8 protein-coding genes are annotated in these 16038 nt (G+C 45.2%); 6 read left to right on the forward strand and 2 right to left on the reverse strand.

Annotated features, from left to right (window positions below):
- The first annotated feature begins 14 nt into the window (after positions 1 to 14).
- From QYT14_RS10615 to QYT14_RS10640, 6 genes are all read left to right on the forward strand, one after another.
- The gene (locus QYT14_RS10615; RefSeq protein WP_237039864.1) at positions 15 to 599 is read left to right on the forward strand and encodes a DUF3575 domain-containing protein; all 585 of its coding nucleotides are present in this window, start codon (positions 15 to 17) and stop codon (positions 597 to 599) included.
- 13 nt (positions 600 to 612) lie between these two features.
- The gene (locus tag QYT14_RS10620) at positions 613 to 2043 is read left to right on the forward strand and encodes a DUF3868 domain-containing protein (RefSeq protein ID WP_288325743.1); all 1431 of its coding nucleotides are present in this window, start codon (positions 613 to 615) and stop codon (positions 2041 to 2043) included.
- Positions 2044 to 2103: 60 nt separating this feature from the next.
- A complete protein-coding gene (locus tag QYT14_RS10625) occupies positions 2104 to 3801 on the forward strand; it encodes an Mfa1 family fimbria major subunit (protein WP_288325742.1) in 1698 nt (565 codons plus the stop codon).
- 238 nt (positions 3802 to 4039) lie between these two features.
- On the forward strand, positions 4040 to 5104 hold the full coding sequence (locus tag QYT14_RS10630) for a FimB/Mfa2 family fimbrial subunit (RefSeq protein ID WP_288325741.1): 1065 nt from the start codon (positions 4040 to 4042) through the stop codon (positions 5102 to 5104).
- Positions 5105 to 5125: 21 nt separating this feature from the next.
- Complete coding sequence (locus QYT14_RS10635) at positions 5126 to 6304, forward strand: hypothetical protein (protein WP_288325740.1); 1179 nt, start codon at positions 5126 to 5128, stop codon at positions 6302 to 6304.
- Positions 6305 to 6323: 19 nt separating this feature from the next.
- The gene (locus tag QYT14_RS10640) at positions 6324 to 9434 is read left to right on the forward strand and encodes a hypothetical protein (protein WP_288325739.1); all 3111 of its coding nucleotides are present in this window, start codon (positions 6324 to 6326) and stop codon (positions 9432 to 9434) included.
- 286 nt (positions 9435 to 9720) lie between these two features.
- On the opposite strand, the gene QYT14_RS10645 is transcribed toward QYT14_RS10640, so the two are convergent.
- The gene (locus tag QYT14_RS10645) at positions 9721 to 11235 is read right to left on the reverse strand and encodes an SLC13 family permease (protein WP_288325738.1); all 1515 of its coding nucleotides are present in this window, start codon (positions 11233 to 11235) and stop codon (positions 9721 to 9723) included.
- Positions 11236 to 11510: 275 nt separating this feature from the next.
- Complete coding sequence (locus QYT14_RS10650) at positions 11511 to 15518, reverse strand: ATP-binding protein (RefSeq protein WP_288325737.1); 4008 nt, start codon at positions 15516 to 15518, stop codon at positions 11511 to 11513.
- Positions 15519 to 16038 lie beyond the last annotated feature (520 nt).

The raw sequence follows: 16038 nt of genomic DNA on the forward strand, positions 1-16038 counted from the left end.
ATATATTAAATAAAATGAAACGTATATTCTTATTGTTAACAATTCTTACAACAGGGTTCCTACAAGAGCTTGATGCGCAAAAAATTGTAGGGAAAACCAACCTGCTTTCAGATGCTTTCCTGAACATTAACTTAGGGATAGAAGTTGGGCTTGCACCGCAATGGACGCTGGATGTCAGCGGAGAATTCAATGGCTGGACACTGGCAAATGACAAACGTTGGAAGCACTGGGCAATACAACCAGAAGCCAGATATTGGTTTTGCGACCGTTTCGCCGGACATTTCGTAGGAGCACATGTGCACGGAGGACAATACAATATGGGAGGATTCAACGGAAAGATAAACCTGTTTGGGACAGACGCACGCAAATTGAAGGATACACGTTATCAGGGATGGTTCGTGGGTGCGGGAGTGGCATACGGCTATGCGTGGATTCTGAGCCGCCATTGGAATCTGGAGGCGGAAATCGGTTTCGGATATTCTTACACCCGCTACGACCGTTTCAACTGTGCCGGTTGTGGCAAAAAGATAGAGAGCAACAAGCCGCACCATTATGTGGGTCCCACGAAAGCGGCCATTAACCTGGTTTATCTATTCTAAAATAGCAACGAACATGAAAAGGATAATATTCATACTGGCAACCATACTGGGCATGGGAAATATGTCCGGAGCGGTAGCGCAAAATGATAACGACAAAATGATACCCGGCGTAACGGTGAACCATTTCGAAATGAGCCGTGAAGGAAAATATCTTACCGTTGAAATGGGAGTCGATTTGACTGCACTTGACGTGGACGTCAACCGTGCCGTAGTGCTTACCCCGCGATTAGTCAACGGAGCGGATTCTGTGGACTTGCCGTCGATAGGCATTTACGGACGAAGACGATATTATTACTATGTACGAAACGGCATAAGCACCATCTCAGGCGAATCGGAGAAGTCATTCCGGGCATCGAAAAAGCCGGAACAATTGGAGTACGACAACTTTGTTCTCTACAAAGATTGGATGGATGGAGCCACACTTAAGTTCCATCGTAGCGACTGGGGATGTTGTCAAACCATAGTGGCGCAATACGTAGGCGAGCTGGGAAGATATCACGAAGCGTTTTTTCCCGAACTGGTATTCGTGCAGCCAAAAGTAGAAATCATGAAAAGTCGCTCATTGTCGGGGACGGCTTTCATAGACTTCCCGGTAAATCAGACGGTAATCTATCCCGATTACCGCCGCAATACGGCTGAATTGGGTAAAATACAGGCGACCATTGACTCCGTGCGCAATGACAAGGATGTCACCATCACTTCCGTATGGTTGAAGGGATATGCCTCGCCAGAGAGCCCTTACAAACACAACACGCAACTTGCCATTGGACGTACAACCGCACTTAAAAAGCACATAGGGCTATTGTACAATTTTGCAGACAACATTATCCAAACTGATTACGAGCCCGAAGACTGGGCCGGATTGCGCCGTCACGTGGAACAGTCGAAGATTAACCACCGCACGGAGATTCTGGCACTGATTGACAGCGACATGGAACCGGATGCCAAAGAAGCAAAAATCAAGCGCACTTATCCGCAGGAGTACCGCTTCATGTTGCAGAACTTCTACCCCGCTTTACGTCATACGGACTACCGCATAGACTACAATATCCGCATGTTCAGCGAAGTGGAGGAAATAAGGCGCATCATGGCTGAACAGCCGCAGAAATTGAGCCTAAACGAATTTTACCTCGTTGCCGGGAAATATGAGCCTGGCACAGACGAGTTCACGGATGTCTTCCAAACAGCCGTGCGCATGTTCCCCAACGATGAGACCGCCAATTTGAACGCTGCTAATGCTGCCATTCGCCGGGATGATTTCGCGATGGCACGTAAGTATCTCGCCAAGGCGGGTGATTCACCCGAAGCGGTCTATGCGCGGGGTGCGTTGGCCGTGCGCGAGAAAGATTATGACACGGCGCGACGGTACCTCGGCAAGGCAAAAGAGATGGGGCTGGAAAAGGCGGCGCGCACGCTGGAAGAGCTGGACGAAAGACTGAAATAATCAATCATATAAACCAAGAGAGAAGAAATATATTTTTAGACATTATTAAATTTATCTACGATGAAAAGAAATTTATTATTCATGTCTGTACTGGCATCCCTGTTCTTGGTAGGATGCTCACAGAAAGAGATTGTTCCGGGGGGTGAGGACAACGGTAAAGGCAGCGGTAGCAGCTTCATTAACGTAAACTTGGTGTCCTACGGCAACGGCACACGAGCCATCTCTCCTTACGAAGACGGCACCGACGAGGAAAACAAGGTAACAAAGGTGCGCTTCTACTTCTTCACCGAAACCGGCGGTCCCGCCAACGTGAAGCTCAACGGTAGCTCCTATGTCAACTACTACGACTGGACTCCCGGCAAAGATGACGTTAATCCGGGTTCTAATCCCGACATCGAGAAGAAACTCTCGGCGACCATTGTGATCAGGACGCCTGCCGGTGACCAAGTGCCACAGAGGATTGCCGCCGTGCTCAATCCCACAGAGAATGCCAAATCCAGAAGTCTCTCCGAGCTGCAGTCTGTCGCTGCAGACTACGCAAATGGCAACTTCACCAGAGAAGGTCAATTTGTGATGTTCAACTCGGTATACGCCGAGGGCTCCGACGAGATTGTGACCCAGCCCATCCTTGCCAAAAATCTGTGCACCACGGAAGCGGATGCAAAAGATAACCCTGTAACCCTCTATGTAGAACGCAGCGTGGCTAAAGTAAGCCTTGGCTTTGGCGATCTCCTTGACTCCAACCATAGGATGCAGATAAAGGATAAAGACGGCAACGCTGTCAAAGTTCCCGGCGTTGATGGACAACAGATAAATGTTTATTTGGAAATTAAAGGCTGGGGGCTCACCGCCGAAACCGACAAAGGCAGACTTGTGAAGAAGATCGATGCCAGTTGGGACGGCAACTGGTGGAAAGGCTCCTACCGTAGCTTCTGGGCAATCAATGCAGAAAATGCAGCGAACCAATACCACAAGTACACCGACATCCCCGAGATGGATTGGACTACCCCTCCGCATTTGTACACCAATGAAAACGCAGGCCAACTTGCAGGGAAACAACTAAACAAGACCAAGTTCATCATCAATGGCAACATCTGTGACGAGAATGGCAATGCTCTCACCCTTGTTCGGCACCTGGGTGTGCATTTCGCTGATGTCACCAGCAGTTCCGATGAGAACGAAAACTTCAAGTCCCTCAAGAACAGCATCCTCAAACGACTCGAAGCAAGCGGCAAGAAATACTATGTGAAGGAGACCACCGGCGAAAGCGACAATGCACTAACCACCTTCCGCCAGATTGACGCCGGCGATATCAAAATTGTCAAGGCTGACCAAAAGACTCAGGAAGACAGCAACAACAACTGCTACGTTTACGCACAGCTCACCGATGCCGCAGCGAACCTGATTTGGTATACCAATAACGAACCCTCCGTGGAAAATCCCACAGCTTCAGCATCTGATATCAACAATGCCCTTAAAAACAAGGATGTTGTAGACTGGGGCCTCGTGTGGAACTCGGGCATGACCTACTATTACGATGAAATCAAGCACATCACCGACTCCAAGATGACGGGCGTTGTGCGAAACCACATCTACAAGGTCAACATCACAAAGATTGCAGGCCTCGGCACCCCCGTTTACGATCCAGAGGAGGTCATCTATCCCGAAAAGCCGGAGAAGAACGACCACTATATAGCCGCAGAGATCAAGATCCTCTCGTGGCGCGTCGTCACTGACAACTACGAACTGGAGTGGTAATCTGAACACCCCAAGATGTTCCTGATACTTAATCCCATGTGGGAGGCGGCTCCCGTCTCCTACACATATCGGTAAAACAAAATAACAAATACAGTACCCGCCCACTGGTACATAAGGGAGGTGTGGCATCGGAAACCTGAAGACAGGTATCCCCACTTAATGAGAAAATCCGGACGCAGAAGTTCCGCACACCATCTATAAAAAGTATAAACGATATAATCATAAAAGAGTAAACGATATGAATATACGGACATTGATAAGGAATGTGGCAGCCAAGGTTTGTGTGATGTCAGCCTGCCTGTTGGCTCTTTCGTCCTGCGATAGTTGGCTCTACGAGGAAGAAGGCGACTGTTCGGTGTACTACCGGCTCAAATTCCGCTACAACAGGAACCTAAAATGGGCGGATGCTTTTGCCAACGAGGTGTCATCGGTTCACCTGTATGCCTTCGACAAATCGGACGTACTGGTCTGGCAGCAAGAGGAACAGATAGATCCGGCTACGGCGGAGGACTACTCGATGCTGCTCGACCTGCCCGCCGGTGACTACAAACTGCTTGCCTGGTGCGGACTTCAAAACGACGGTGAGCATGAGGAATCATTCTCCGTTCCCGAAGCCCATGTAGGAGAAACCCATATGGAGCAGTTGCAGTGTGCGCTTAATCGTCAGCATGATGAATCGGGCGCATTCAGCAAGGAACACTTATATCGTCTCTTCCACGGAACGCTGGACGTGTCACTGCCTAGCAACGACGACGGAGGCAGTTACGAATACACCATGCTCCTGACCAAGAACACCAACCACATCCGTGTCATCCTACAGCACTTGTCGGGAGAGGATGTGAACGAGGCTGACTTTATCTTCCGTATTGATGATGAAAACGGTCTTATGGCACACGACAACGAGCTGATGGCCGACGAGAATATCAACTACCGTCCCTGGGATATACAGAGTGTCGAGGCAGGTATTGGCAAAGACGATACTGGTGTTATCAGCAATGTGAAAGGACTCGTTGCCGACTTCACCGTAGGTCGCCTGATTGAGACACATCACGAGAATATGATACTCACCATCACCACCAGGGAAGGCAAGACCGTGGCTCGCATTCCAGTGATAGACTACGCTTTGATGGGAAAAGAGTACTACGAAAAGGAATATAATTATCCGATGGATAAGCGGGAGTTCCTCGACCGTCTGGATGAGTGCGTGATGACTCTTTTCCTTGACGAGAATCACACATGGGTAAGCAGCGTCATTCAGATTCTGTCATGGCGTGTGGTGCTGAGTAATGTTGAAGTGGAATAATTAGAGAGAAGGATTGAACTGATGAAACCGAACATTATACATAGCATTGTAGTCTGCCTGGCGGCATTCGCACTGCCTTTCATAGTGGCGTGCAGCAGTCAGGAAGAATCCTTGCCGGACACTGTTACGGAAGCTGCCCTGTATCTGAACGTCTCCACGCTGGAGCAATCGAGGTCGGGCGAAACGGCTAACCTGCCCGACAACGAGCAGATGCACAGCGTACGTGTGGTTGTGCTACACGCGGATGGCTCGGTGGAACATAACCGCCACTATTCGCTGGAGGGCGCGCAAGCACAGAAATATATCATCCTCAAAGTAAGCCCCAACGAAAAGAAACAGATTTTCCTTTTTGCCAACGAAGAGAGCGTATCGGTCGTGGAAGGCGTAACGGGAGGAGAACAAACGCTAACCGGCTTCTTCAGCAGCTATACAGAGAAGTCGGAAGGCTTTGAAACTGCAGTAAACGGCCTCTACTTCACCCCGGACTATTCGGGCGGTAAACCCATCCCGATGTCGTCCATGTACGAGATAGACTTTACCGAAGGAAGGTTCGAGGGGACGTTCTACGTGGTGCGTGTCGCCACGAAGTTCACGGTAAACTTCAAGAACTGGCGCGATGAGGAAGTGACCGTGAAGAGATTTACCTTGGCAAAGCATGCCGACAAGAACTTCCTGATGGCGCATGTCCGGAACACTGACCAGAATACAGAACTTTTCGATGGAGAGACCTGGATAAAATGGCTGAAAAAGGTTTCCGATGCTTCGTCCGAAAATGACAGTTACGAAACCACTGAAGCCACCGGCTGGCTGAAGGACTACGAACTGCCGGCTACGGCGGATAAAGCAAAAACCTATACCAACGGGGAGGTTTCCGTTGGAAAGCCGACAGTTGACATGGGAAGCCCTGACCGCTCGAAACCGGGTGTCGCTAAGAATGTCCCCGTTTTCTACTTGCCTGAGAGCATGAACCTTAAAGCCGGTGCAACGGACGGTGAGCAGGAGTACAAGATGACAATCAATATTAAAGAAGGCGAAGAAGAGGCTAAAGTTAAATCTTTTTCATTCACGTTGCCCAACCTGAAGGCCCTGTTCCGCAACACTCATGTGATAGTGAACATCACATTACTTAACGACATGGAAATCGTAGTGGACGTGATTCCATACAGCGAGGTAAAGCTTGATCCTGTATTCGGATTGTAAAACCATAAACAGAAACATTATGAAGCATTTTGTACTACATACCATCCTCTTCCTGATGATTGTAACCGTTGCCGGTTGCCAGGATGATTTTTTGAAGCAGGAAATCATTGGCGAAGGCAAGGCAAGCGTATCCGCCACATTGGACTTCAAACCCATGTCGGCGGCACTGACCCAGACACGGGCTACGGGAGGCGCCTTAAAGGATATAAGAAGTTTACATGTTTTGTTGTATGACCAAAACCGGATTCTTAAAAAACAATGGCGGATTGAACAATATAAAGTGTCTGATGAAAACCGTACTGATACGGATGCGGAAAACGGGCACAAAGCGGAAACACAAACCAAACGTGCCACTTTCAAGTTGCCGGAAGAAATTAGTTTCGGCAAATATTATATGTATGCCGTGGCGAACATTCCCGACCTGTTGACAAATACGGCTTATTCTGAAGCCATAAAAACAGTGGACGGACTCAAAAATATTCCCCTCACATGGGATTTTAAAGACGTGGCTAACAACGGCCAGATGATAGGCTTTTTTACAAAAAAGACTGCCTCTGCCCTGTCGACAAACGACGAGTCGCTTGTAGTGAATGAAAAAAGCGTAAAACTCCATGCGTGGTTGCGCCGTGCGGCATCGAAAGTAACGATAGCCTACGATGGCAGTGATTTGGCAGAAGGAGTGTTTATCTATCTCGAATCGGTGCAGATTAAAGATATTCCATTACAATGTTATTTGGGAAAGGACAATAATGTAGGTGCGGAAGGATATAAGTTGGAAGTGGAAGCTCCTAAAGTGGAAGCTCCTAAAGAAGGAAAGGAAATAGACATGCCCGATGGGGAAATCATTTCCTATTCCAATCACAAACATGGAGAAGCAGGCTTTGAAATCGGTGACGATTGTGTGGGACATCGTATCACGGCAGGTAGCCCAAAATTCGGCTCTCACGAAGAAACGGATGAAGCACTGTATTTTTACGAGAATATGCAGGGCGCGGGAGATGATATGCCCGACAAGCAGCAGGATGCAACCGGTCCTGATGGAAAACCGGACGGGAAACTGGATTTTCCCGGATTGCCGGACGATGAGACATACAGACTCAAAGATGGCGTACCCTACGGCACCTACATTGAGGTGAAAGCTCACTATATATCCAACAACTCCAAGCGACTGGGCAACGGGCCTATCATCTACCGTTTCATGTTGGGACAGGACGAGAAAAATGACTATAACGCCAAGCGTAATTGCCATTACAAACTGACATTGAAATTCAGGAACTTCGCCAACGATGCAGATTGGCATATCGAGTACGAGGAACCGGAACCCGGAGTGATGACTCCCGAACCGTACTACATAACCTATCTGTACAATCATTCCATGATGTACCCTATCAAGGTGAATACGGGTGGGCATAAGATTGAATCTATAAAGGCAGAAATCAAAGAAAACAACTGGGCTCCCCATAATGCCAGTAGCGATATTTATTATACGGGTGCTCCGAATGGTGTTGCAGCACCGTGGAACGGTTTCCTGTCATTACATAAAACCACGGAGACAGTGCTTTATGCAGATAAAATCACTAATAATGAAACATATTACCAAAAAGATCCAAAACGCGGTGAACGTGTATATAAGAACTTTACTTTGCCTGACAACCAGACATTCGAAGAGTTTACGACTGACGGTTCTGTAGCAGACGATAAATACCGTATAGAAAAGCATCCCACGGAAGCAAATACATACAATGTATATATTCCTATGTACACACGTGCCAAACAGATGATATCAACGACCGGATACACGGGGAATAATCCATACGTGGCGTACCAACGGAAAGCGATAGTGAGGATTACAACCAAATTGACAGGTGTGGATAAGCCTTTTATAAACGAAGTTCCAATATACCAGGTACGCCGTGTGGTGAATCCTAAGGGAATTTATCGTTCTGCGAACAACAACAAATCTTTTCATGTAGTATTGAAACGATTGCCGGGAGAGGATGAACGAATGTTCAAAACATTCCAATCTGAAGGGCCTTGGAAAGCCTATGTCATCAAGAGATCTAACGGAGATGGAATTACGCTTTCGGCAACGTCGGGGTCAGAGTCAAAACCTGATTCGGAATATGGTTTTGCCATTCATGGCAAAACCGGTAGTGTGATTGATTTCAATGTTGATTTTTCCGGGAGCTCCACTGAGAACCGTTACGCCATTATCCGCGTGGAATATCACAATTATACCTGCCAGCACCTGATTTTCGTGCGACAAGGAGACAAACCTGACGATTTGGTTACAGGCGGCGTGAAGTGGTATGCCAAAAACATGAGGACTTCAACGGAACTGGCTTCTACTCCATTGGACGAAGGATCGCTGTTCAAATTCGGAAATTGGCTCCAGCCGATAGACGCATTGAGTAATAAAAATCCATTCGAGCCGTGGATAAATGTTACACCGGAAAATTTCAAAGTATATCCTGAAAATGGTTTTACCAATGCAGCGACTAAGAATGAAATGAAGTGGGATAGTATTACTTCTAATGGAAATGCCCAAACGTTTGGCAACCCCCAGATGCAAAAAGCCAGGGTAGCTACAGCCGACGACTTTTGGGAATTGAGGAAGGAAGGCAGCCATGTAGAACAGGGATACGGTGTATTGTATGGAGATGATGCCACAAAAACGGCTGATGATATCGTAGAAGTTTACGGCTATGATTATGAACATAATACAATGGGACGTGGAATGAGAGGTTGTTTTGCATACAACAGTGAAACGGGTAAAAGCCTCTTTTTCCCCATTGGTGCTTCCGGCTACGGACATAGAAAACAAAGCTTTAATACCGGTTGGGGAGATCATGAAAGCCTCAATGGAGTATTAAGATATGCTTCCGGTCGAACAAAATTATATGAGGCTCCTACTGAACGTCCGTTGTTTTACGATTTATACAAACGACCGGGAGCCATCTATTGGTTAAATAAGGAAATTCCTAGAAACCAACTTACACCAACGGATGGTTCCAGCTTGGGATGGGATATCAACTATTTCTCATTCGATTTCAATTTTATCTCTACGAGCAACTTGATTAGAGAGAATGGCTCGGATGCTTGCTTTGTGCGCTGTGTTGTCGATGAATAGACTATAACAGATATACAATCAGAAATGTCTTGAAAGAAATGGAATGTAACCGGATAAGAGGGTGCAGACCGGAGACGGAAGCGAAGTATCGTCGGCAGTGCGGGGTTTCCCTGCTCGAATTTTCCTGTCATGTCAATACATACCATCTCGTCATTTGATGCTGGAACGTAATGGTATCAAATGCAGTCCGGAAGAGGGAGTAACTTATATCAAGAACACTCTAAATAAACATAAAAAGCGGTTGCCTTTCAAACGACAACCGCTTTTCCGATATTCATAACCTGAATCACAAAAGTCCGTTAGAACCAAGGACTATCAACATCGCATATCCCAAAACCAGTCCGATAGCTCCCATTATCAATCCGACCTTCTCCATATCCTTTTGCTGAATCATGCCTGTTGCATGTGCCAAGGCATTCGGAGGAGTAGAAATGGGAAGAACCATAGCAAGGGAAGAACCGACAGCCACTCCTATCAGCAAAGTTTCCACACCGCCCAAAGCAGAAAGGTTCTCACGCATACTAATACCGGCTATGGCAAGAATAGGAACCAGCAAAGCAGCGGTAGCTGTATGCGAAATGAAATTGGCCATGGCATAGCAAATTAATCCCGAACCGACAATCATCAGTACAGGAGGCCAGGTATTGAATGGAATGGATTCAATCATGTGCTGCGCAAGCCCTGTCTCCTGCAGCGCAACGCCCAGCGCAAATCCTCCGGCTACCATCCAAAGCACACTCCAACTGATTTCTTCCAGGTCACGTTTGGTAATAATTCCCGTGACGCAAAAGACAGCGACAGGAATCATGGCCACCACATTGGAATTTACTCCGGTGAACTTGTCGGACATCCACAGCAACACTGTAACAGCAAAAGTTATATATACCAAAATAGAACGCCAGTCTTTTTTTGCCTCTCCGCTTATTTGCAATTCAATTGTCTTCTGTTTGAAAGGAAACAGACGTAACAGGATAAGCCAAGATATGAACAATACAACGACAGTATAAGGCATCATAAATCCCATCCATTCACCAAAACCGATGTTCAAGTTCAATCCTTCAGGGTCATTCAGGTATTTCAAGGCTATAGCGTTAGGAGGAGTTCCGATAGGAGTTCCCATACCACCGATATTGGCAGCTACGGGAATTGCCATGGCCAAACCGATTTTCCCTTTTCCGTCTGCCGGCAGAGACTTCAAAACCGGAGTCAGGAATGTAAGCATCATGGCAGCAGTGGCTGTATTACTGAGAAACATGGAAAAGACGGCCGTTACCATAATAAAGCCCAACAGGACATAACGGGACTGAGTACCGAAGGGCTTTAACATGACTCGTGCCAACAATACATCCAATCCGCTTTTAGTAGCAGCAATAGCCAGAATGAACCCACCGATAAACAGCATGATGATAGGATCGGCAAAACAGTGCATGATAGACTTATACTTCACCGTACGACCCAACTCTTCCATAGGGATACCCTGAATAAAAAAACACAGACTACTGTCGGATACTGTCAACAACAGCAAGACAACAATCAATACGGAAGTAGTCCACGCTGGAACAGCCTCGAACACCCACATCAAAGTGGCAAAAACAAAAATAGAGATTAACCTCTGTTCTATGACTGTCAGCCCTTCTATTCCAAATGTGCTAATGGGCAAACACCATAGTATAAGGGCAACAGTTATGGCAACAGCCAACTTTATGCCTCTGCTTACATTTCTTTTTTCAGCCAACCGTTTGGCTTTCTTCAAATCTTGATAGGCTTCGACCAATTGGAAGCCACGGAAAATTTTGTACATAGTATTAGAATTAACAAATTTAAGGACAAAGGTAATATATTATCCTGATATAACCTACGGCTACGCCAATGTTAAATACTGTCAACTGTATATGGAAGGCCCAATCAGACTAAACAGTATGGCATTTTAAAACAATCTCATAATTTACAAACCGAGAAATACCGGTAAACGAATAGAGAAATATCGATTTTTCTTCATATACCCAAAACACCTTTAATGAATATTCTTTAAAAGAGATGCAGCCTAGCATCAATCAAAATATCGTTTTTACTTTTTCAAGGCCGTCTGTCTGATTGCTCTCTTTTTACTTTGTATTCACTCGGACTAACTCCAAAATGTTTCCGGAACACTTCCCTGAAGTATTTAGCGTCACAAAATCCAGTCATTTCTGCTATTTCGGTAATAGAATATTCTCCTTCCCGCAATAATTGCTCCGCACGTTGCATACGTATCAAACGAATATAATCTGTGGGTGAACCATCTGTCAAACTTTTCAGTTTGTTATAGAAACTGCTACGGCTCATGTTATGTAGTGCACACAAAGTATCTACCGTAAAATTTGGATTGGTCATGTTTTTCTCTATGTTTTTCCTGACGGAAGAAATGAATTTCCAGTCCAGCGTATCCTTGCAGCCTTTGGGCCATTGTTCATTATCAAAATCAGCACTGCCGTATTTTTTACGAAGCAGGAGGCGGTTGGCAATCAAACGATTAATGCTTGCTTTAAGTATACCTACACTGAATGGTTTTGTTATATAGTCATCGGCACCGACCTTCAAGCCTTCCAGAATATTCTTTTCATCACCTAAAGCGGTCAGCAACAGTACTGGAATATGTGAAGTCTCGATATTCCCCTTGATAGCGGCACACAGTTCATCTCCCGCCAACTCTGGCATCATAATATCCGAAAGTACCAGATCAGGATTGAATTCAGATAAAATATCAAGCGCCTCGTTTCCGTTCCTACAAGACTGAACCTTATAATCTTGTCCCAAAGTATTAACCAGATAGATACGCAAGTCATCGTTGTCCTCTACTATAAGGATGCGCCTAGACAAATTACAGTCAGAAGTGTTGGCTGTGCTCAACGAGAATGCCGTATTAATTTCAGGCATACTTATGGTTTGTTCCTGAGGGTGGGCTGTAATACTGGCTTTCTTGAAATGAGCGTTCCCTTTACGGAAAAGGAGCTTTATACACGTGCCTTGTCCTACACCGCTTTCTATTGATATATTTCCGCCATGCAAACGTACAAGCCTATGCACCAACATCAACCCTATGCCACTGCCACTTACTTTTAGGTTGATGGCGTTACTGCCCCTGAAATAGGTACGGAAAAGGCTTTTTTGTTCATTATGGGGAATCCCGATTCCCGTATCCCTTACTTCGATACACCAGTTCTCTCCACATTCTGACGCTCTAACGTGTATGCTTCCATTTTCCGGAGTATACTTCAGAGCATTTGAAAGGATATTCTTCAGAATAGAGTCCATTTTGTCTCTGTCAAACCACACATTTAAGTAATTACAGCTACTTTCGCATACCAATTGGATGTGCTTGACTTTTGCGTATGAACGGAAAGTGTCACAAATACCGGATATATATGCCCCCAATTCATATTCGGCGATATACAGATGTGACGAATAAGTGTCAATCCGTTCAAAATTGATAAGATTGGTCACAAGACGCAAAAGCACGTCCACATTCCTCAGGGCCATCCCTACATGTTTCTTTCCTTCTTTATTGACCAAGTCCCTGTTATTCAATTCTTCCAACGGTGCCTTTATCAAAGTCAAGGGCGTACGTATATCATGGGCTGTATTGATAAAGAAACGTGTCTTTTCATCGGATATCTTTTTTTGTTTCCTCAAAGCCATTATACGAAACAGAATGGTGCATGCCAGAATGAACAGTACCACATAACCGACCATGGCCCAAGGACTGGCCCATACAGGAGGGGAGATGATAATCGAAAGGCTGCGTTGTCCATAACTTTTATATTTTTCCTCATTAGAAACCGAACGTATATGAAGTGTATATTTTCCTGCTGGAAGATTGGTAAAACGAATCAGCCCATTGGAAGACGGCGTACTCCATTCCTTATGAAACCCTTCCAGTTTCCATGAATAAAGTACATTGGAAGGATAGTCGTAATTAATGGAGAAGGCTTGCAGGGAAAATGTATTTTGTCCATACTTGAGTTTCAGCTCACGAGTATCATTTAAGCTTGCCTGCAACGGTGAGCCGTCCTCCCCCGGGTATACTGTCTGATAAGATATTATTAAGTCACTAAGCAGAATCGGCGAAAAAGAGGGACGAGGAATCTTTATATCGGCCGGGAAGCCGATAACACCATCATTGCTGCCCAGTATGAAACGTCCGTCACTGCGCAAGATGCCGGCACCGGGGTTGAAGCAGACGCTCATAAGCCCCTGTTCACGGGTCCAGTTACTAAAAGACATGTTCTGAGGAGAAAAATGGACAATCCCATTTTCTGTACAAAGCAGCATATCCCCATTGGGCTTAGGCAGGATGGTATGGATATTATTGGAAATAAGCGCGCAATTTTCTTTATGATATTGGGCGAATGCATTTGCACCGGGATCGTAGAGTAGCAGCCCGGCACCTTCGGTTCCTATATACAATACACCGTTTTCTGCCTGATATAATGCGCAAACATGTGCGGATTCTACAGGCAGGTCTATGTTACGGCTATTTCCCGACTCCTTATCCAACAGATATAAGCCTCTGGAAGTACCGACCCATATTGATGAGCGGTCCTTTTCTTGGATGCAGTTAATGGAACTTAGGCCCGGATACAAACGTGACCTCCCTCTTTTAATATCAAAACATTTCAGGTTATAGAAACCTCCGGACCAGATGTTCCCATCCGAGTCTTTCCGGATATCCCTGATATATTGGTCCGGACGTAAGTCCAGATGGAAAAAAGCCGAAGAGGAGATGTAGTCGACTTTAAGGGTACGCTTATTTATCTGATAAATTCCGGAGGTAAAACCGCCTGCCAGAATAATACCGGGAGAACCCTCGCATAAGGTAAGGAAAATATGATTTTTATCCCCGGATTCCTTGTCGAAGGTACTGAAAAAGGAATGCCATTCCCCAGTTTTTGTTTTATATAAGCTTATACCGTTGCTGGTACCAAACCAAAGGTCGCCCTCACTGTCCTCAATTACATCATGCACCTGATTGTTCACCAGTGACTGACGGTTGCCGATTGAATGTCGAGTCCAGAGGTATCCCCCGTAACGGTTGTCACAAACAGTTATCCCATTAAAATAATTTGCAATCCAGATACGTGCTTTCGCATCCACATATATATCGTTGATGTTATTGTCATTCATGCCGTAATGAGCGGTGTAATCGGCTACTATATAGGGAACTGCACGGCATGAGTCTACATCCATACGGTAAATACCCTTCCCATCAGTGGCTATCAGCACCTCGTTCTTGTTAAAAGGTACAATCCGCGTAATGTTTACATCACCGAAAGTTTCATCCGAATGTATGCCTGATGGACTGTCGGGGCTGAAAATCCAAACTCCCTGCTTGGAGGTTCCTATGAAAAGTTTGTTCAGGTCGGCAGAAAAGAACAGTTCGCTTATTGTTACCCGAAGATTATACGCGGGCATACACGAAAGTGATAAAGGATGTTTCTCCAATTTTGCCCGGTACAAGCCGGATTCAGTACCTATAAAAAAGTCATCAGGTCCCGTCTGTTCAACAGCGGTAATGTTACTGGCTATGTTGCAAGACGGCTGCAAAACATTTCCAGTGTGGGTGTCAAACAGGATTATTTGCTCTTTACCGCACAGCCACACATATCCGGTGCAATCCATATATCCATAAGTGATGTTAGGCAAGACATTTCCTTTTTTAGACAGCGGAGGTGTATAGACCAACTCAAAACGGTTATAATCCGGATCATAACGGAAAATACGCCCTTTCTGACTTATCCCCCACAATATCCCGCCCTCTGCCATATAAAGCCAATTCAAACAACTTTGTATGTTAAATTTCTTTCCTTGGTCTGTCAGTTCATAGTGTTTTATTTCCTTTCCGTCATACCGGTTAGGGCCTTCTTGGGTGAGAAACCACATGTATCCTAAAGAATCCTGCAAAATGCGATAAACTTTCTGGCTACCCAAACCATCTTCCATTCCTATGTACTTATACGTCTGTGCATCGCATACTTGGGTAAAAAACGCAAATATAAAAAATGTAAGCAATGCATTTCTTAAATAGTAACTTTTTCTACTTTTCATTGAAGTTCATGTGCTTTTCATTAAAAAAGGAACATCCTGATTCTTGGAGAATATCAGGAATTCCAATAATATACTACTTTATGTTACGTTAAATTAATACACAAAAATAAAAGAAATATATTAAAAATACAGGTAAGCGAAAACGATTTTAACAAAAAATACACTTTTAATAAGCATAGTAATTACAGTACACATTTTTTTATAATTCTCAGACTATGAGCATGACGACATTAAAATGGATTATATGGTTTCAATAGCACTTTGATAGGCCCCCTTGCATCATCGCTGTATAAATGCTGTTGGAATCTTGCATCGGTTTGTACCTGACATACTATCGCCTTCCGGCAATGCCGATTCTATGCCTGCACACATTGATTATTTACAAAGCTTTGGACACAAGGAATTGAACAAGTTTGTTTCAAGAAAGTGTTTTGACCGATTTGTTTTCGGCAGGTATACTTATCAATTCAAGGACAGCAACCGTCTATACAATGATTGAGCGCATTTCTTTCCATAAACT

Origin of the sequence: uncultured Phocaeicola sp. (assembly GCF_948499155.1) — a bacterium.
In the GTDB taxonomy this organism is placed as follows: Bacteria; Bacteroidota; Bacteroidia; order Bacteroidales; family Bacteroidaceae; genus Phocaeicola; species Phocaeicola faecalis.

Excerpts from the sequence above, each read along its gene's own strand:
- QYT14_RS10650 (WP_288325737.1), bottom strand. The coding sequence starts at position 15,518 with ATGAAAAGTAGAAAAAGTTACTATTTAAGAAATGCATTGCTTACATTT.
- QYT14_RS10620 (WP_288325743.1), top strand. The coding sequence starts at position 613 with ATGAAAAGGATAATATTCATACTGGCAACCATACTGGGCATGGGAAAT.
- QYT14_RS10625 (WP_288325742.1), top strand. The coding sequence starts at position 2,104 with ATGAAAAGAAATTTATTATTCATGTCTGTACTGGCATCCCTGTTCTTG.
- QYT14_RS10630 (WP_288325741.1), top strand. The coding sequence starts at position 4,040 with ATGAATATACGGACATTGATAAGGAATGTGGCAGCCAAGGTTTGTGTG.
- QYT14_RS10635 (WP_288325740.1), top strand. The coding sequence starts at position 5,126 with ATGAAACCGAACATTATACATAGCATTGTAGTCTGCCTGGCGGCATTC.
- QYT14_RS10615 (WP_237039864.1), top strand. The coding sequence starts at position 15 with ATGAAACGTATATTCTTATTGTTAACAATTCTTACAACAGGGTTCCTA.
- QYT14_RS10640 (WP_288325739.1), top strand. The coding sequence starts at position 6,324 with ATGAAGCATTTTGTACTACATACCATCCTCTTCCTGATGATTGTAACC.
- QYT14_RS10645 (WP_288325738.1), bottom strand. The coding sequence starts at position 11,235 with ATGTACAAAATTTTCCGTGGCTTCCAATTGGTCGAAGCCTATCAAGAT.